The sequence below is a fragment of the Nostoc sp. DedQUE12b genome (genome assembly GCF_034530835.1).
Lineage (GTDB): Bacteria > Cyanobacteriota > Cyanobacteriia > Cyanobacteriales > Nostocaceae > Nostoc.
In genome coordinates, this window is record NZ_JAVRCI010000036.1 from 40134 (window position 1) to 59600 (window position 19467).

Genomic DNA, 19467 nt, shown 5'->3' on the forward strand with positions numbered 1-19467 from the left:
TAGAGTGAGAAAACACGCCCTAATCCCTCTTGATGGGCTACTGTTGCTTGCAAATGAGGTAAATGAGTATCTAGAACTTCCACAGATGCCCACTTCTGTACAAAAGTAAACTTATTTTATCTCGTTATGCCAGTATATTAACTCTATTGTATCGATTGAGGCAGCAGTCGTGACTATTGCTTTGAAGTTTTGGGCTTATTTACTAACAAGATCAGTAGGGCTGGATGCCATTGAGTCGTGTGTGAATCTTTTGGCAAGGTGAGTCTAGAGAAAATTTGATAAGAAGAATTCAGAACTCAGGAGTCAGAATGAGCGTATGACGTGAAGACGATTAGCTTTGGTACATAATTAAAGCTTCAAATTAAGATATAAAATATGTTGTGTCAAATAAGAAGTTTTAAACGGTAGAACAATATGGAAAATAATAAAGAATACCATATGTCCTCAAATGAATTTCGTGATTGGGGATATCAAACTATTGATTGGATAGCTAATTATCTAGAAACAGTAGAGCAACTGCCTGTTTTATCTCAAGTAGAACCTGGAGACATTAGAGCAAAACTACCAGAAACAGCCCCGATCAAAGGAGAGTGTTTTGCAGATATTTTACAAGATTTAGATGAAATCATCGTACCAGGATTGACTAATTGGCAGTCTCCAAACTTTTTTGCTTTCTTTCCTACAGGTATTTCTGCACCTTCAATTTTAGGAGAATTAGTCAGTGCAGGACTTGGAGTTCAAGGAATGTTATGGGCAACTTCTCCAGCTTGTACTGAGTTAGAAACTCATGTTCTAGACTGGTTAATAGATATGTTGAAACTTCCCTCGCAGTTTAAATCTTCGACTACAGGAGGAGGAGTAATTCAAGACTCAGCCAGTAGTGCTTCTTTAGTCGCTTTGATAGCAGCTAGAGAACAGTTAAAAGCAGATATTAATCAACTGGTTGTCTATACTTCTACCCAAGCACACTCGTCAATTGAGAAAGCTGCTATTGTAGCGGGAATTAAGCGAGAAAATTTACATTTAATTGAGGTTGATGCTAATTATAGAATGTGTCCAGAATTACTACAACAGCAAATTGTTACAGATATTAAATCTGGGTTAATCCCTTTTTATATTGCTGCTACTGTGGGGACAACCTCATCTCATGCCATAGATCCATTAACAGAAATAGGGGCGATCGCTCAATTACATCATATTTGGCTTCATGTTGATGGCGCAATGAGCGGTACAGCAGCTATATGTCCTGAATATCAGTGGATTCATCAAGGATTAGAACTAGCAGACAGCTATTGTTTTAATCCCCATAAATGGATGCTAACTAATTTTGATTGTACGTGTTTTTATGTGAAAGATCGAGCGAAACTAATTCATGCACTATCTATCATGCCTGAATTTCTCAAAAATCAAGCTAGCACCTCTGGTAAAGTTATTGACTATCGAGACTGGCAAATTTCTTTAGGACGTAGATTTAGAAGTCTCAAACTGTGGTTTGTAATTCGACACTATGGTATAGAAGGATTACAGTATTACATTCGTAAGCATATTAATTTAGCACAAGAATTTGCTGAATGTGTAAAATTTCATCCTCGTTTTGAGTTAGTTGTGAATCCCCCGTTGAATTTGGTATGTTTTCGCCATAAATTGGGTGATGCAATTAACGAGAAAATCATTAGCAATATCAACTCTTCAGGTAAAATCTATCTCACTTCTACCAAACTGGAGCAAAAATTAACTTTAAGAATGTCAATTGGACAAGCAACCACAGATAAAATACACGTACAGCAGGCTTGGCAATTAATTTGTCAAACTGCTGAGGACATAGAAAATAACTAACTCACTTTTGGGGACACTATTTTAGAAATAGCAATTGGTGCTGGTGAACATACAACCTTTTTTATCTAAGTTAAGTCCTCGCTTGTAGCTACCAAAAACTATGATTTGATAGCCAGAAAATGTTCATCAGCTAATATTTAAAAATGCTACACTGCTTGACCAATTAATGGTTTGGTTCAGTAAGTAACGAATAAACAACTTTTTAATAGTCTGTATTTCCTCAGTAGTCAAATTTGCAGCCAGACGATCTGCATAACTTGGTCGATTAAGATTAGCAGTAAATAAACGCTTGATAAAATTGTCAGAGATGTGCATTGGTGTCAAATACTGTTCAAGAACCACTTGTACATAGTCTCCATTTGAAGCAAAAGCCTGACGCAAATCGTCAGCATCCCAGTTAAGCATGGGGTCAGAGGTATCTGTATAAATAGCTTCTTCCGCTAAAACTAATCGTTCATACAATTGGGCATCGAGATTTTGGCTGGGCAGTAAGCGGTAAAACCTTTGGGTATGCCGAGGTACTGTCTCAGCTAAAATAAGCTTGACTGAGTGCGGCAGCAATTGACCTAAAATTTGAGCAGCAAGTCCCTTATCCGCTTGAGAGGCTAATACATTACGCCCGATAATAGAGTCAAACTGTACATTTGGTGCAACAGACGCCAGCATAGCAGGTATCTGTGCAACAGATGCAGTAAAAACTATTGGTCGCATTGTTTCAGGAAGTGCCGCAGCTTGTTCAATTAAAGCATTGGCATCAGAGCTATTGCGGACACAAGCATAAACCCCACCTTCAGGAACTTGCCGGATTGCTTCCCAAGTAAGTAAACCAGTGGCGGCATTTAAATCCAATACTAAGTGATGACGTTGTAATTGAGCGAAAGTGAAAATGCGATCGCGCACAGATGCTAATGTCTTTTCTGAGAAATTCCTCATCGTAATGTCGCATACTCTATTGGCTGTCTCTTCTATCTACTGGGGTGTTATTCTTCAGGTTGTTGAGTATCCACTCTATGCATATCTGAGAGTTGCAAGGATTTTTCATCTAAAATCCCAAATTGGTATGATTTATTTTTCGCGTATTTAGCAGGAGATGCCGTTTATTTATAAATCCTGTATTCAACCTCATCCAGAAGATCGCCACTCTTGTTAATCTGTTGAAACTCCCGAAATACTTTACCCCCAAGACTTTCCGCAATTTTCCTGCTGGGGATATTTCTTTTATCAACAGGGTAGGAAAGATAATTGTATTCCAAATTTTTATCCACCCAGTCTTTTAGTGCATCAATTGCCTCTCTACCAAAACCATGACCATGAGCGGATTTTTTGAGCCAAATTCCTAACTCCGGTGTCTGAGTATCAATAGCACCAACCTCGCAAATTCCTAAAAACTCTAAACCATCCTTCTTGAGAATTACCAACACTAGGTCAGTGTGATTTTCTCGTTGTAGAATCATCTCTCTAATTATCTTTTCGGTTTCCCTGAGACTCTGGGCTGGTTTCGGATACATAAAGATGGTAATTTCGCTTGTAAATTCTCGAAATACATCTTCTGTATGTTCCAACGAAATCGTTTGCAAAATCAGTCTTTTAGACTCTAAACTTACTTTTTCTAAATTCTCCATAAAACTGGCGCTGGCAACTACACAATCACTAGTATAGAAACCAACCAAAGATACAACCCCGTTGGTATCTACAATCAGAGCAGGGACATAATCGATACGGGCACTGACGATGATGCAATCTCTGGTGTCAACAACGTACACACTGAAATGAATTCATATAATAAAGAAAATCCCAAAAGTTCACGAGATTACTATTATGTGCGGGTTTGGCATTAGCGATCGCCATCATGTAGATGAAAATGGTGCGATCGCCGGGCCTGTGACAGATCGCCAAGAATGGAAGCGCCTGATGAAAGCTAATTTCAAACTAACCGCACTCTTCAGTTGAACATGATTAGGCAATCCAAATGAAAAGACCTGGATTTATTGAGCGTCATCTTACATCAAAGAGGATTGGAGCATATTGTCGGCTTAGAAGTTGAGTGGTATCTGGCAAAGTTAGAAGATCCGATGTTAGCGATCGCTAATGTTGGTACTTCTGGAAAACCTGGTGAACCTGCCAAAGTTAGCGCCGTAGAGCATAGTTTCCAATACCTTTTAGAATCCCACAATCCAGAGATTCACGACTTGCTGCGTGTTCTGGCAGAAAACTTAGTTGAAATGGGATTGCCTTTAAGGAGTGTAGAAAACGAAGGAGGTGTCGGTCAATTTTAATTTACCTTTGACCCGATTCCGGCGTTGCAAGCTGCGGATACAATGATGATATTCCGAATGGCGACCAAGCAAATCTGCCGTCAACAAGGTTACATCGCATCATTTATGTGTCGTCCAGGATTGCAAGGTTCTTCTTCCAATGGCTGGCATTTGCACCAATCCCTTGTAGACCGAAGCACAGGCGAGAACGCTTTCATGTCTGCAAACTCCAAAGCCCTAATGTCAGATTTAGGTCAACATTTCGTTGGTGGTCTTCTTAAACACGCCAATGCCGCTTCTGTGTTCACAACCCCGACAATTAACGGCTACAAAAGATTTAGGCCTTATTCCCTAGCTCCCGATCGCGCCGGATGGGGATTGGAAAACCGAGGGGCAATGATTAGATTACAAGGCGGTTATGATGACCCCACCACCCACATTGAAAACCGAGTTGGAGAACCAGCAGCCAATCCTTATCTGTATATGGCATCGCAATTGATTTCTGGGTTAGATGGTGTAGCTCGTAAACTTGACCCTGGCTCTCCAAGAGAGTCACCTTACGCTACAGAAAGTCCGACCTTACCCAAAAGTTTGCCAGAGGCGATTTCGTATTTGAGCCAAAGCGAACTTTTTTCTCAAAAAATGGGGCAGCAGTTCATCAACTTCATCATAAAGATGAAACAGAATGAAATCAATCGCTTTTTGCAATCCGTCGGCGATCGCCCACCAGAAGACTATTTAAAACAGGTTACTAACTGGGAGCAAAGAGAATATTTTGAATTATTTTGAAGTGAATAATTATTGGAAATGTTGCGCTTTTAAAGATGATTATTAAGATATTTAAGTGAATAGACCTGCCTTGAAAATAAGGCAGGAGGCAGGAGGCAGGAGGCAGAAAAAGAATTGTTATCTTTACTTCTCTAGTTGTGTACCTCATTTAGTTGCAAACTGCTGTAGATGCAGCTAGTACTGTTTCACAATTGCGCCCCGTCTATACTTGCTTAAGAAAAATTATTATATTTTTAACTTTATACAAGCATGATTACACAAAAGTAAATATTTATTAAAGGATAAATTAATACTTATTTTGGTAAGTCAAACTTCGCCAATTTCCGAGGTTGAGTTGATGTATAAACTCTTAATTTTGGCAAAGGTATTAGTATGTATTATGTCATATAATACAGGAGATATTTAAGTTCAGTTGTTATAGGAGAAAGATTGTGTCTGAAAACAAACCAGAAAAGTTGAATTCACAAGCAGTACCATTCTTCGCTCGATTCTTGGAAGGGCAAAGCCTTGAAGACCTTTCTGATGAAGACTCAAAAGCGATTATCGGTGGTAAATGTAATAATGCCACAAACAAGAATAAGGATGAACTTGTAACAACTCTGAAGTTTCCATCCGATGAAGAAGATGTCACTTCAGTAACCAAGAAGTACCCTTCTGATAGTGATGAGTTCGCTGTTACTCAGAAGTTTCCTTCAGATGGCGATGATGACAGTTCGCCGTCTAAACCTGTATAGCTGCATACTTTTGATTACACCAGAGATGCGGTTTTAAAACTATTGTCAGTATAAAAATACAGTTAGTGCCAACTTCATCTAGGGGTTGGCTTTCCATTAAAATTAAGTTCACTTTTTAAAATTTTGCTTTCTCAAGAGTTAACAATAGTGAAAATGCAAAATCTAATAAAAATATTTTATGCACCTTGATCGTGATGTAGTTTTATTAATCACCCATAGTGGTGATTACTTTACAATAGATAGAGTTGCAGAAGCAGTATCAAAACTAGGCGCACAGCCATTTCGTCTTGATACTGATAAGTTTCCGATCGCACTCCAACTCCAAGCTAATTTAAGTAACTCTGGTAGCAATCATTCACTGATATATAACGATCGCTTCCTCAACACCGAGCAAGTGCAAGCAGTATGGATGCGGCGTATTTGGCAACCCGATCTCGGTCAAGAATTGGCTCCACAATTTCAAGCAGCCTGTTCTAGTGAATCACTCGCAGTCTTAGATGGCTTTTGGGACAGCCTCAGAGATGCTAAGTGGGTGGATGATTTACGCCGGATAAGTGCAGCTGAAAACAAGTTACGCCAACTGCGGATTGCATCGGAAGTAGGTCTTGTTATACCTCGGACTCTCGTCACCAACAATCCTCAAGAAGCACGAGAATTTTTCCACCAAGTTAAGGGAAAAATGATTGTCAAGTTGCTCAGACCTCTTTCTTCTGGGATGCAAGCCTCTTCTTTTTTCATGTATACCAGCGCCGTTAAAGAAGAAGACTTACTTGATGCTGAAACACTGCGCTATTGTCCAGTTATGTTTCAAGAACAAATTCCTAAACAGCAAGAACTACGAGCAGTGTATGTGAATGGCAATCTCTTTGTCGGGGCGCTAGATGCGTCTGAGTATGCAGAATCTACCCAAGATTGGCGACGTGAGACCAAAAAGATTCTTACCTGGCAACCAGAACAATTACCTGATAAACTAATCCGTTGTTTAGATGCCTTTATGGCTAGGTTGGGACTGATTTTTGGAGCATTTGATTTGATTAAAACCCCATCAGGAGAATATGTTTTTTTAGAAATTAATCCTACAGGAGAGTGGGGGATGCTAGAGAGAGATTTGGACTATCCAATTGCTCTAGCTATTGCATCTGCACTACTTTCAACAAGCCCGAAATAAAATGCTCTTACTTAAAAATTCCCAACCAACTGATAACCCCTATATTTATCTGTAGCGTACTTCATTCTCCATATTTGTAAATGACTGTTTTAATCATTACTCACAGCCAAGATAACGAAAGTATTCCTCTAGTTATTCAGGCAATTGAAGCCCAAGGAAAGAAAGCATTTCGTTTTGACACAGACCGGTTTCCCACAGAAATGCAGTTAGATATCTACTATGGTAGTACTAAGCGAGTGATTCTGAGTGTCGATGACCAGACATTAGATTTAAATGAAGTGTCAGCAGTTTGGTATCGGCGCATTGCAATTGGGTCAAAAATTCCCAACTTGATGGATAGGCAACTTAGAGAAGCCTCACTCAAAGAATCTCGCGTCAGCATTGATGGAATGATTGCTAGTATCAGGGGGTTTCATCTTGACCCCCTGCCAAATATTCGCCGAGCCGAAAATAAACAACTGCAATTACAAATAGCAAGAGATATCGGTCTAGATACGCCTCGCACTCTGACTACAAATAATCCAATAGCAGTAAAGCAATTTGCCCAAGAGTGTCAGCAGGGAATGATTACCAAAATGCTCTCTTCCTTCGCTATTTATGATGAACGAGGGCGAGAAAAAGTTGTGTTTACAAATCCAATTTCATCAGAGGATCTAGACAACCTTGATGGCTTACGTTTCTGCCCAATGACATTTCAGGAGAAGATTCCCAAGGCGTTGGAATTGCGGACAATAATTGTAGGTAAGCGTGTGCTAACAGCTGCGGTTGATTCTCAAGCTTTGGATAAGGCACGTTACGACTGGCGCAAACAGGGAATTGCCTTACTCGACGCTTGGGAATCATACACTTTGCCCGAAGATGTCGAAGAGAAATTGCTCAAACTCATGGCAGAATTTGGTTTAAACTATGGGGCGCTTGATATTATTTTGACTCCTGATGGTCGTCATGTATTCCTTGAAGTTAACCCAGTTGGCGAGTTCTTCTGGCTGGAACGCTGTCCTGGCTTACCGATTTCCCAGGCGATCGCTGAGGTTTTAAATAATTCAACTAGTTGATTACAATTTCTCTTTAGCTGGCGTTGCGATACCGCGTTTAACTAGACCCGCTTCCATTTCCTTAATGAATTTTAAGTCTTCCTCCAATAGAAGCTGGCTTTGGCTAGAAGAAAGATTTTTTTCCAGAAAAGCAAATGCTTGCCGAAATTGACGCGGATTTGCTTTAATTAGCGATTCAAAGTGACAGGGAATAATCTGCTGAAAATCCCAACTTGCAACTGTATCAGCCCAGTTGAGGACTTGTCTTGGTGCTTGAGGAAGAATGAGGATTTGCAAAATCGGTGCGACAAATGGTCGTCCCTGACCTCGTAGAGCGTCGAATGCCTGCTTCCAGTTTTCTTGCCAGCGAAAAGGAAATAAACCAAAGTACGTTTTTAGCGATCGCTGTGGTGCTTTGAGAGCATCACGAAACATCTCTCCGATTGAAGCAACTTCTAAGGCACTTGGACGGAAGTAAAGCGCAAACAGGGAAATACGTTGCCATCCCTTGCGACGGTTGTTTTCATTGTCCTCGATCGTCTCCAAGGCATTGTCCCTGGCATGAAACAGTAAGGGATAAGGATCTAATTGGAGGATTTCTGGTGGGTCAACTGGAACAGAAAGTATAGAATCAGTTACAAGCAGAGTGCGCGATCGCTTGTGAAACAATGCAACTTCTACAAAAGATCCTCGTCCCAAGTCGATGTCCAATATTGCATAGTCAAACTCCAGAGCAAAGGGAGCAAGGTTTGAGTCCTCTGGGAGTTCTTGAGTTCGTTTTTGGGGAAAACCTAGCCAACTAAGCGGCAGATTGAACGGGAAACTCCACTGGTGCGGGGCAACAAACACTTGTGCTTGAGGAAAGCGACGAGCAAAGGGGCCAACGAAGACTTTATGCTCTAGACCAGAACTGGTTGGCAGTAAGATATACTTAACTTCACCGTGCTTTGCTACCAACTCATTAACCAAGCGGACACACTCAGTTGTGGGAGCAACGGGTGCATAGACCAGAAGTCCTCCGGCAAAGAGCTTGACGATAGTCATGCGAATCGGCACGATGGTGTAGAGAATGCCGTGAAGCTGATCGAATGTCCAGATAGTGTCCTGAACTATTTCCTGACGAAGTGTCCGCCGCCTGCCGTAGGGGTAGAGTGGGACAGCAGCCCAGAATGGCCATGACCAATCCTTGGGGTTGTTCAAAGGAGACATCCCTCGATCTTGTAGTTCAACCCTCGACTGAGATCCTTGTGAGTTCATCGTCGTTCCATTGTCCTGGCGTGGGCCAGTTATGAGAGTGTTGTAGTGGCTACAAGATTGGTATAGCACGCTTGTCAGGCGAGGGCAACTGGCTAAAATCCCTACACAACACAACACTTGTCGGTAATTGAATCTTTTTACCGAAAGTCTACCAGCAAGAGGGGGCCTAGTTTTGGGCTGTAAGAATTTTTATATCAGAAAATCATTTGATATAAGAAACTGCAAAAACAGTATTATTTGCTGAAATTGCAAAAACAGTATTATTTGCTGAAATTGCAAAAACAGTATTATTTGCTGAAATTGCAAAAACGGTATTAGTTGTTCAAAGTTTGATAAAAAACTGGCTTTTTTTAATCATAGTTATTAGTTCAGTGCGTTCGTTTGAACGTCGCTTGAACGTCGCTTGAATGTCGCTTGAACATCGCTTGGACATCGCTTGGACATCGTGAGGACATCGCGAGGACATTGCTAGGACATCGTGAGGACATCGCGAGGACATTGCTAGAACATCGCTAGGTTGCTGCATAATTTACTCAAAATTTACTTTCAATTGAGTCACGATTGTTTCACGATTGTTTCACGATTGTTTCACGATTTACTTGGCGTGATTTGGAGTGTATCTTGTACACTCCTTGACTAACAAACAGTCAAATAATTAATTAAAATGTTGGGTAAAATTTCTCAATTTTGTGTAGTATAGAATAGATAGAAAAATATTCCACAACAAAACAAGCGCGAAGTACTTAAGTCCTCGCGCTGTTATCAAAATATGCGATGTACCAGTTCCAGCTGGTGCATACAGTATTTTGTGAATGTTTTTCCTGCAAAAACCTTACCTTCTGTCAAAGGAAGACATTACATGGAAAATAAAATTAATCTACAACCCTATTCTAGCTTATTAAAACCAAAAAATAAGCTGCCACAACCTAACTATAAAGCGCAACTGATTGCGATCAGCTTGCTGCTGAACTGTTGGGGAAGCCTGAATATTGAAGTCACAACCCCAGTGTTTCAGTTCAAGTCGAAGCCAGCATCAACTTCAGTGATCGAAATGGTGAAGAAGCTGATAGATCATCAATAACTGCTTGATGCTAGGTCGCTTTAAAGAGTGACTTTTTAACTTATCGGTGGTTGTCGGTCGATGTTTAACTAAAATTTCTGAACATCCAGAAATTTGTGAGCATGACCGAACAACCAGGCTTAACAGGACTAGTAAGCTGCAATCCAGCAAATAAAAAAAACTGGCGCTCCTGGGCGATTTTGTACGCAATCGTTGACGGCTGGTGACAGCGCCCCCGATTGCGGTAACTTCCGACTTCAACTTACAACAACACGGCGCTAGTTAGTGGAAGTTGGAAGTTAGGAGTTGGAAGTTGCGATCGCGCTTTGGCTGCATCAGAATTTGCATTGATGACCGTTGCAGTTTTCGTTGCACCTAAACAGCGATCGCCAATGAGCCGACAGTGAGTAACTTGTTAAGATGATGTTGACTCAAAATCAGTCAAAGCAAACCATCACTGACCACCACTTAGAAGCATGAAGCATCTGTCAGACTAGTTTCATTCCCCAAAGAGCTTTAAAAATCAGTGTTCTAGAATTTTAAAGAGTAAACGGTTTGCAAATAAAGAATTGGCGTTCTTCTTAAATTACATATCAATGTATTGGAAATGGGGCTTTAGGCTATTAAGCGGATTTTTGGGGCTGTGGCTACTGTTGGATCTGGGTTGCCGTTTGGGAGCAGAGATTTTTTGGTTTCGGGAAGTCGGCTATCTTCAAGTATTTTTGTTGAGGCTGCTGACTCGTGGTATTTTGTGGGTAGTTGTGGCTGGAATAACTGCTGCCTATCTACTGCTAAACTTGGCTTTAGCACAACGACTAAAATATCCCCAGTCTGTAAAGATTGAGTCAGCAGAACTCAACAGTGAATTAACAAATTTTCTCAGTCCTAATTATCCAAGACGCAACGAAACCCGGATACTTGCGCCGCAACGCTTTCAAACATTAAAATTGCGCTGGTTATTACCCTTAACTCTAATACTGAGCTTGTTGATTGGGTTAATGCTGGCTCACTATGGTCAAATTGCTCTTTTCTATTGGCATTCTCCAGTTAATCAGGCTATTCTACCCGTTCCCGCTCTATTTCGACCGGAGACAATCTGGCAACTTTTGAGGCAGATTATCTCTCAAGTCTGGTATCTCGGTTTAATTGCGGGAGTAGCGATCGCCATTTTAATCTATCCCCAATTTTTACTCACTGCGATCGCAATTCTCTCCAGTCCCATTTTTGCCTTCATCATCTTCCGACACTGGCCAAAGGTGCTGGAATATTTGCACCCCACCCTTTTCAACAGCACTGAGCCTTTATTTGGTCGAGATATCAGCTTTTACGTATTTTCTTTACCTTTTTGGGAACTGCTAGAACTCTGGCTGATGGGTTTATGTTTGTATGGCTTCCTCGCCGTTACTCTCACTTATCTCTTGTCGGCTGACAGTTTGAGTCAGGGGATTTTTCCTGGTTTTTCACCCCAGCAGCAGCGTCATTTATTCGGTATGGGTGGCTTGTTGATGCTGGTAGTGGCTTTGAGTTATGGGCTGAGTCGCTATGAATTGGTGTATTCTAGCCGTGGAGTGAGTTATGGTGCTAGCTATACAGATGTGACAGTCCAGTTGCCAGCTTACACGGTCTTGTGCATTGTGGCAGTAGCGATCGCCTTTTACTTACTTGGGCAAACGTTTTTCTGGAAACCGAAATCTCAGTATCGTCGCTTTGTATTTTACGGGTTAGGGGTTTATTTAGTATTAGTTGTAGCTGCTGATGTTGTTTTACCTACTGTGGTGCAATATTTAATTGTCCAACCTAATGAGTTGCAAAGAGAGCAAACCTACATTCAGCGGACTATTGCCTTGACTCGCCAAGCATTTGATTTAGAGGCGATTGATTCTAGAAGCTTCAACCCTCAAGGAACACTGACTGAAGCTGATATTCAAAAGAATGCCTTGACAATTCGGAATATTCGCCTGTGGGATGAGCGACCACTCTTAGAAACTAACCGTCAACTGCAACAAATTCGCCCGTATTATCAGTTCCCCGATGCCGATATTGATCGGTATACTCTGAAAACAGATGAACCTTCACCTCAGCCGCCAGTAACGCAGCAGGAAGCAGTTGAATCAACAGAACGGCGGCAGGTACTGATTGCCGCACGAGAATTAGATTATGGTGCCGTACCGCAGGAAGCTCAAACATGGGTTAATCGCCATTTAATTTATACCCACGGTTTCGGGTTTACTGTTAGTCCAGTTAATACAGTTGGGCCGGGTGGGCTACCAGAATATTTTGTTAAAGATATTAGCGGTAATAGTAGCGCTCTCACAACTTCTAATGAAGCCGTTCGTCAAAGTATTCCGATTGGACAACCGCGGATTTATTACGGTGAGATTACTAATACTTATGTAATGACTGGCACAAGAGTTAGAGAGCTAGACTATCCTAGCGGTAGTGACAATGTTTACAACTCTTACGAGGGTCTAGGTGGTGTCGAAATCGGTTCAGCATGGCGACGGTGGCTATTTGCGATGTATTTGAAAGATTGGCAGATGGTGCTGACGCGGGACTTTTTGCCAGATACAAAAGTGCTACTGCGGCGAAATGTTAAGCAAAGAATTCAAGCGATCGCACCTTTCCTGAAATATGACAGCGATCCCTATTTAGTGGCTGCTGCTGCTAATCAAGATTTTCCAAGTAATCCCAGTTATCTTTATTGGATTGTTGATGCTTACACAACGAGCGATCGCTATCCCTACTCAGATACTGGTAGCGATGGTATCAATTACATTCGCAATTCTATCAAGGTAGTGATTGATGCCTATCACGGTACTGTAAAGTTTTACATTGCCGATCGCAGCGACCCGATTATTGCCACTTGGTCAGCAATATTTCCTGAAATGTTCAAACCGCTCAGTACAATGCCAGTCAATCTCCGCAGTCATACCCGATATCCGGTGGACTTTTTCAAAATTCAATCTGAGCGGTTAATGACCTACCACATGACCGACCCCCAAGTATTTTACAATCGGGAAGACCAGTGGCAGATTCCTAATGAAATCTATGGCAGTGAACCCCGTCCGGTAGAGCCGTATTATTTGATTACTAGTTTACCCACCGTAGACTTTGAAGAATTTCTTCTGTTTTTACCCTATACTCCCAGACAGCGGACTAATTTAATCGCTTGGTTAGCGGCGCGATCGGATGGCAAAAACTACGGTAAGCTGGTGCTGTATGTCTTTCCTAAAGAACGCCTGATTTACGGAACAGAACAAATCGAGGCGCGGATTAACCAAGATCCAGTAATTTCTCAGCAAATTTCCTTATGGAATCGCCAGGGTTCGAGAGCTATTCAAGGCAATCTACTAGTAATTCCCATTCAGCAATCGCTGCTGTATGTCGAGCCAATCTATCTAGAAGCCACACAGAATAGTCTGCCAACCTTGGTACGGGTAGTGGTGGCTTACGAAAACCGGATTGTCATGGCGCAAACCTTAGAACAAGCATTGCAGGGAATCTTTAAACCAGAAGTTACACCAGCCCCAGCGATTATCCGTCCCTTTGAAGAAGCAGCCCCACCAGGTTAAGCGATTTTCAAACTGCACAATAACCTACTAGCTACCTCGACCTGCAATTATAAAAGGCACAAAAGTAGCTTAATGTACGAAACCGAACCGACTTCCAAGGTTGAGTATGCGTAAATAAAGTTAAATCATTATGCACTTTAACGCCATTGCTAGCCAAGGAAAGAAAATTACAGCAAGCGATGATTAATGCATTGTCAATCCATCTGCGTTGATGATCTACGCTGTTCGGAGAACTAAAGTGAACATAGAATTATTGACCAAACGCACAGAAGCATTGCACAAAGATTTAGCTTCTTTATATCAGACTGCTAATGTTTTGGGTTGGATTAGCCCAGAGTTACAGCCGCAAGCTTTTCAGGAACTCCTTAGCTCTGCAAAGATGGCGCACTTAGCAATGGAAGAACTGCGTCAGCAAAATGAGGAACTAATACAAACACAAAATTTGTTACAAGCAGAACGCGAACACTACCAAGATTTATTCGAGTTGGCACCAGATGGTTATTTAGTAACTAATGCAGAAGGCGTAATCCAAAAAGCAAACGCGGCGGCTGTTACATTACTCAATGTTTCAAAACAATTTCTGGTGGGTAAAGCCATGATTAACTTTATCTCACCAGAAGATCATCAGCACTTTTGCAGCGAACTTAACCAACTATCGCAATCAGACACAGCCAACGAATTAGTAATACGTTTGCAGCAACGTTATGGCGAGTTCTTGAATGCAGCTTTGAGAGTCACAGTTGTGCGCGATCGGCAGGGTAAAATAAAACATCTATACTGGCTGCTGCGTAACGTCACTGAGCAACAGCGAACCGAATCAATAAGCATTCAAAATGAGAGTGACATCATCCAAAACCGCCAATTGTATCAATATTCTAAAGGAGAAAATATTTGTCTCAGACCAAGAATGATTTGGTATGTTCATCAGGGAGTAGTCAAACTCAGTACTTTTTGTGAAACGGGCGAAGAAATTTTGATAGGTTTAGCCAAAGTAGGGATGGTTTTTGGCTCTAGTATGACTGGTTTAAACATTTACCAAGCAACAGCCCTGTGTGATGTTGAGTTGGTATCATTTGATGAAGCAGAAATAGCAGCCTCGCCAACGCTAAACCATAACCTGTTACTAAAAATTAATCGCAGGTTACAGCAAACAGAATGTTTATTATTCAATAGTGTAAGGCTCCATGTACAAGAGCGCTTGCACCATTTATTGCAACTTTTGAAACAGGAAATCGGTGAAACTGTATCGCAGGGAACTCGCCTAAGTGTTCGTTTTACACATGAAGATATCGCTAGTGCCTGCTGTACTACCAGAGTCACAATTACAAGATGTATGGGCATACTAGAACAACATGGTCTAATCAGTTTTGATTCCCAAAATCACATTATTTTGAAAGATTGATGTGATTTTTGTAGACAAAGTTAGCCGTAATTAATAATCCAGTATTCTTCTAGATAAGACAAGTGTCAAAATTGTGGATTTGGCTAAATGACTTAATAGGAAATCTTGAAAAAATGTGTTTATCTCTAAATAAAGTAGTGTAACCACCCGGAAGAAAGTACGGTTGACCTCATCTCTAAGAGATAGCTGCCAGATTATATTAAAGAAGTGTCAAGCAAAGCTAATTTGATGTAATGCGCTGACAGCCAACCGAAAAATAAATGGCTTTTACCTCAGATAAAAAGTAGTGTAACTACCCGAAAAAAGTACGGTTGACTCCATCTCTAAGAGATAGCTGCCAGATTATATTAAAGAAGTGTCAAGCAAAGCTAATTTGATGTAATGCGCTGACAGCCAACCGAAAAATAAATGGGTTTTACCTGAGATCCAAAGTAGTGTAACCACCCAGAATAAAGGCTAAGGCCCCCAAATTGTCACAAAGTGATAGCGGTAGGTGTAAGTGCAGTAATGTATGCAGCCGAGCCGTGCTAACAGACCAAGCGCTTGACCTCATTAATTATTGGTATTAGACAAGTAGACAAGTTGCTATGTAATCAAGAGGGTTTCTGAGTTTTAGATATTAAATTTGGTTATAAATTTCAAATTCAATATCTAAAACAAAGCCTAGATAGCTTTCTCCAATTAACAACTTGATTTTTAGATAAAAGCTCTCTTGCTCTGATGAGGAGGAGAGCTTTGCCATCCTGGTAAGGAGAAAATTTCCGAGTGAAAAAAAGGATTTTTGCAGTAGTATTAGCTCTTTTAACTTTTATTATGATTACATTTGCAGCTTCTACACAGAGTTCTCAAGATGTTCATAACGAGCAAATTAACGAACTCTATGTTTTTGGGGATAGTCTTTCAGATACAGGCAATATATTCAAGGCTACAAATGGACTTTACCCTCCTAGTCCTCCTTACTTTCAAGGACGTTATTCTAATGGTCCAATATGGGTAGAACATCTTAGCACTAAACTAGGATTGAATAATACCAAAATTATTAATTTTGCCTATGGTGGTTCGACTACTATCAGTGGTAATTTTAACGGCATTCCTGGGGCATTAGCGCAAGTTTATAGTTATACAAAATCGCAGCAAAAGTTAAACCCAAATGCGCTTTATATCGTTTGGGCTGGAGCCAATGATTATCTTTCTGGGGCTACTAATACTACTTCTGCGATCGCCAATTTATCTAATGCAGTTCAATCGTTGTTAACAGCCGGAGCTAAAACAGTTTTGGTAGCTAATTTACCTGATTTAGGTAAGATTCCAGCTACCTATAGTACTTTCTCTTCCAGTAACCTGAGTGCTATGACAAATCTGCATAATTTGGAATTGACTAAATCTATTAATTCACTTCAAAAAAAATTTGGTTTTGGCAATAAAATCATTCAACTTGATGTTAAGTCTCTATATCAAGAAGCAATTGCTAACCCAGCAAAATTTGATTTCACAAATGTGACTAGTTCTTGTCTATCTAATGTTACTACCTGTAGCAATCCAGACAAGTTTTTATTTTGGGACGGCATTCATCCAACAACGGCTGCTCATCGCATTTTAGCAGACGCAGCACTAAAAGCAATTTCAATATCGCGATAAATCCCAAAATAAAAAATCATGCAAAACTCAAAATCCTTTCCCTTTAACCTTTTTCCTAAGAGTGCAAAAATATATTTTTGCAAGAGGTCTATTAATTAAATATCAATATAAAAGGAGTTAAAAAACTGCGCTTTTTTTAACTCTCTATTCCCTATTTTCTTTCAGTTTTTCATCTGAAAACTTTCCTTTAAAAATTTCAGTGGCTTTTTTTACATCCCCCAAACTCCTTTTCAAAAGCTGTACATAACATATTAAATTACTGTGTAATAACCTGATAATCAAGGGGGAATAAAAAACATCCTACTTTTCCTACTTTTCCTACTTTTTATCTATAATATTTTCCTCTACATGGGCATTTTCCAATCAGATATGAAGATCAATATTAAAATTAAACTTATGAAATATTGCTTGTGTGATATTTATAATACACTAAAAAATATTCACCAATGATGAGCTAGAAAATTTATTATGTCTTTTTTATCTCAGAAAAATCAATTTTTAAATAAGTTTAATAGCCGAGATTTAAATGCTAGCCAGTTAAGTTGGCTAATTATATCTAGCATCTTTTTATTTTTAGGAACTACTGGTGGTGTCGTGCAAGTTAAAAAAACAGCACAGAAGTCAGGTTTCACGCTACAACTTTTACATACTTCCGACCAAGAAGCGGGTGTCCCAGCGCTGAAGGATGCACCGAACTTTTCGGCGGTGTTGAATGCACTCAAAAATCAGGATGCTAACGGTGATGGCAAACCTGATTATCCTAATACCTTAATCCTTTCATCTGGAGATGCTTATATTCCCAGTCCCTTCTTATTTGCTAGTGACACAGCTTTTGGTGGTCAGGGGCGAGGAGATATCTTAATTTTAAATGCTCTTGGGTTTGGTGCGATCGCCTTTGGTAATCACGAATTTGACTTAAATACGGGTGTTGTTGCTGACTTACTTCGTGCTAAAGAAGATTACCCAGGTACAAAATTTCCCTATCTCAGCGCGAATTTAGACTTCAGCACTGATAAAGACCTAGCAAAATTAGTTACTGCTGATGGACAAGAAGCAAGTAAAATTCCCAATAAAATTGCCCGTAGCACCATTATTACTGTCAATGGTGAAAAAATTGCTGTGGTTGGAGCGACAACTCCCACACTGCGGACTATTTCTTCTCCTGGTGGTGTAACTGTGTTGCCTAAAAAATTTAATAGCCGTGATACCGCAGATATTGCCGCCTTAGCTGCTGAAATTCAAACTTCTGTTGATACGCTGCTGACAAAAAACCCAGAGATTAATAAAGTCATTCTATTGGCACACATGCAGCAAATTGCGATTGAGCAAAAGCTAGCACAATTACTTAAGGGAGTAGATATTATTGTTGCTGGTGGTTCTAATACCTTACTAGCCGACAAAACAGACCGTCTGCGAATGGGTGATAAGTCTGCTGGAACTTATCCAATCATTAAAAAAGCCGCAGATGGTAATCCGATAGCTGTAGTTAATACCGATGGAAACTATCGCTATGTTGGTCGTTTAGTAGTTAACTTTGATGCCAAGGGAGTGATTATTCCTAAAAGTATTGACCCTAAAATTAGTGGTGCTTATGCGACTGATTCCCAAGGGGTAGCAGCTGTAGGTGGGAAACCCGATGCCAAAATTGTTGCCATTACAGAAGCGCTCAAAAAAGTGATTATTGCCCAAGATAGTCAGATTTTTGGGAAAACCAACGTTTTCCTCAACGGCTGGCGGGGTGATGTCCGCACCCAAGAAACCAATTTCGGGAATTTGACAGCCGAAGCTAATTTAGCGATCGCTAAACGATACGATCCTAAAACTGTTATTTCTATTAAAAATGGTGGTGGTATCCGTGACAATATTGGTATCTATACCTTTCCCCCAGGTTCGACTCGCTCACAGGATGTTATCAAACTGCCACCCCAAGCCAATCCTGTAGCAGGTAAGAAAGAAAAAGAAATTTCTCAACTTGATATCAGCAATGCTTTACGGTTCAACAATGGCTTGACTTTAGTGACTTTAAATGCTGAAGAACTACTAGCAGTGATTGAACATAGTGTCGCAGCCATAGCACCCGGTGCAACCCCTGGCAGTTTTCCGCAAGTAGCGGGATTAGCCTTTAGCTTTGACCCAGATTTACCAGCAGGTAAACGTGTTAAATCCCTGGTTATCAAAGATGGGAAAGGCAAAATTATTGATGTAGTAGTGAAAAATGCAGAGTTAGTGGGTGACTCTAATCGTATCTTCCGCGCTGTCACCTTAAACTTTCTCGCAAATGGTGGTGATGGTTATCCTTTTCCTAAAACTAAACGGGTTGATTTGACATCAAAAGATGCTAAACGTACAGGTTTAGCTACCTTTGCTGCTGATGGTTCTGAACAAGATGCATTAGCAGAATATCTGGCTGCTAACTTTAAGCAGATTCCATTTGCTCAGGAGGATGTACCACCTACCGAAGATACTCGCATTCAAAATCTGAAGCTGCATGAAGAAGAGGGGAACGGGGAAGGGATAAAGGGGAAGGGGTAAAGGAATGGAATTTTTCCTTTCCCTTTAACCTTTCCCCTTTCTTCTTTCCCCCTGCATTTATACCCGTAGGGAAAAGTTTTTAATTATTTCCCTTTACCCTTTAACCTTTACCCTTTCCCCTTTCCCCCTGCATTTATACTCGTAGAGAAAAGTTTTTAATTATTTCCCTTTACCCTTTACCCTTTACCCT

The 19467-nt window shown here is 40.6% G+C and carries 15 protein-coding genes; 12 read left to right on the forward strand and 3 right to left on the reverse strand.

What is annotated here, in order from left to right; all coding sequences use genetic code 11:
• Positions 1 to 414: 414 nt before the first annotated feature.
• Entirely contained in the window at positions 415 to 1836 is a 1422-nt protein-coding gene (locus tag RMY16_RS18345; RefSeq protein ID WP_322737612.1) for a pyridoxal-dependent decarboxylase, read from the forward strand.
• 126 nt (positions 1837 to 1962) lie between these two features.
• Here RMY16_RS18345 and RMY16_RS18350 read toward each other — a convergent pair whose 3' ends face one another.
• Both RMY16_RS18350 and RMY16_RS18355 read right to left on the reverse strand, forming a co-directional pair.
• Entirely contained in the window at positions 1963 to 2769 is an 807-nt protein-coding gene (locus RMY16_RS18350) for a hypothetical protein (RefSeq protein WP_322737613.1), read from the reverse strand.
• A gap of 164 nt (positions 2770 to 2933) precedes the next feature.
• Positions 2934 to 3599, reverse strand: coding sequence for a GNAT family N-acetyltransferase (locus RMY16_RS18355; RefSeq protein ID WP_322737614.1), 666 nt, complete (start codon positions 3597 to 3599; stop codon positions 2934 to 2936).
• Positions 3600 to 3654: 55 nt separating this feature from the next.
• Here RMY16_RS18355 and RMY16_RS18360 point away from each other — a divergent pair, with 55 nt between their 5' ends.
• From RMY16_RS18360 to RMY16_RS18385, 6 genes are all read left to right on the forward strand, one after another.
• Positions 3655 to 3786: a hypothetical protein gene (locus RMY16_RS18360; protein ID WP_322737615.1), complete on the forward strand. Its 132-nt coding sequence runs from the start codon at positions 3655 to 3657 to the stop codon at positions 3784 to 3786.
• A gap of 38 nt (positions 3787 to 3824) precedes the next feature.
• The gene (locus tag RMY16_RS18365; RefSeq protein WP_322737616.1) at positions 3825 to 4112 is read left to right on the forward strand and encodes a hypothetical protein; all 288 of its coding nucleotides are present in this window, start codon (positions 3825 to 3827) and stop codon (positions 4110 to 4112) included.
• A 15-nt stretch (positions 4113 to 4127) separates the two neighbouring features.
• Entirely contained in the window at positions 4128 to 4880 is a 753-nt protein-coding gene (locus RMY16_RS18370) for a glutamine synthetase family protein (protein WP_322737636.1), read from the forward strand.
• 431 nt (positions 4881 to 5311) lie between these two features.
• Positions 5312 to 5614: a microviridin/marinostatin family tricyclic proteinase inhibitor gene (locus RMY16_RS18375; RefSeq protein WP_322737617.1), complete on the forward strand. Its 303-nt coding sequence runs from the start codon at positions 5312 to 5314 to the stop codon at positions 5612 to 5614.
• A gap of 178 nt (positions 5615 to 5792) precedes the next feature.
• Positions 5793 to 6782, forward strand: coding sequence for an MvdC family ATP-grasp ribosomal peptide maturase (locus RMY16_RS18380; protein ID WP_322737618.1), 990 nt, complete (start codon positions 5793 to 5795; stop codon positions 6780 to 6782).
• Between the two features lie 80 nt (positions 6783 to 6862).
• Positions 6863 to 7837 (forward strand): MvdD family ATP-grasp ribosomal peptide maturase, encoded by a 975-nt coding sequence (locus tag RMY16_RS18385; RefSeq protein ID WP_322737619.1) that lies wholly within the window; start codon positions 6863 to 6865, stop codon positions 7835 to 7837.
• Here the strand turns inward: RMY16_RS18385 and RMY16_RS18390 are convergent, their stop codons facing one another.
• Positions 7838 to 9073: a DUF4336 domain-containing protein gene (locus RMY16_RS18390; protein ID WP_322737620.1), complete on the reverse strand. Its 1236-nt coding sequence runs from the start codon at positions 9071 to 9073 to the stop codon at positions 7838 to 7840.
• Between the two features lie 859 nt (positions 9074 to 9932).
• Here RMY16_RS18390 and RMY16_RS18395 point away from each other — a divergent pair.
• The 5 genes from RMY16_RS18395 to RMY16_RS18415 all read left to right on the forward strand — a co-directional run bounded on the left by RMY16_RS18395 (position 9933) and on the right by RMY16_RS18415 (position 19277).
• Positions 9933 to 10154: a hypothetical protein gene (locus RMY16_RS18395; protein ID WP_322737621.1), complete on the forward strand. Its 222-nt coding sequence runs from the start codon at positions 9933 to 9935 to the stop codon at positions 10152 to 10154.
• A gap of 575 nt (positions 10155 to 10729) precedes the next feature.
• A complete protein-coding gene (locus RMY16_RS18400) occupies positions 10730 to 13705 on the forward strand; it encodes a UPF0182 family protein (protein ID WP_322737622.1) in 2976 nt (991 codons plus the stop codon).
• A gap of 238 nt (positions 13706 to 13943) precedes the next feature.
• The gene (locus RMY16_RS18405; RefSeq protein WP_322737623.1) at positions 13944 to 15107 is read left to right on the forward strand and encodes a PAS domain-containing protein; all 1164 of its coding nucleotides are present in this window, start codon (positions 13944 to 13946) and stop codon (positions 15105 to 15107) included.
• Between the two features lie 813 nt (positions 15108 to 15920).
• Positions 15921 to 16745 carry an SGNH/GDSL hydrolase family protein gene (locus RMY16_RS18410; protein ID WP_322737624.1) on the forward strand — a complete coding sequence of 275 codons (825 nt, stop codon included), beginning with the start codon at positions 15921 to 15923 and terminating at the stop codon, positions 16743 to 16745.
• 468 nt (positions 16746 to 17213) lie between these two features.
• Entirely contained in the window at positions 17214 to 19277 is a 2064-nt protein-coding gene (locus tag RMY16_RS18415; protein WP_322737625.1) for a bifunctional metallophosphatase/5'-nucleotidase, read from the forward strand.
• Positions 19278 to 19467 lie beyond the last annotated feature (190 nt).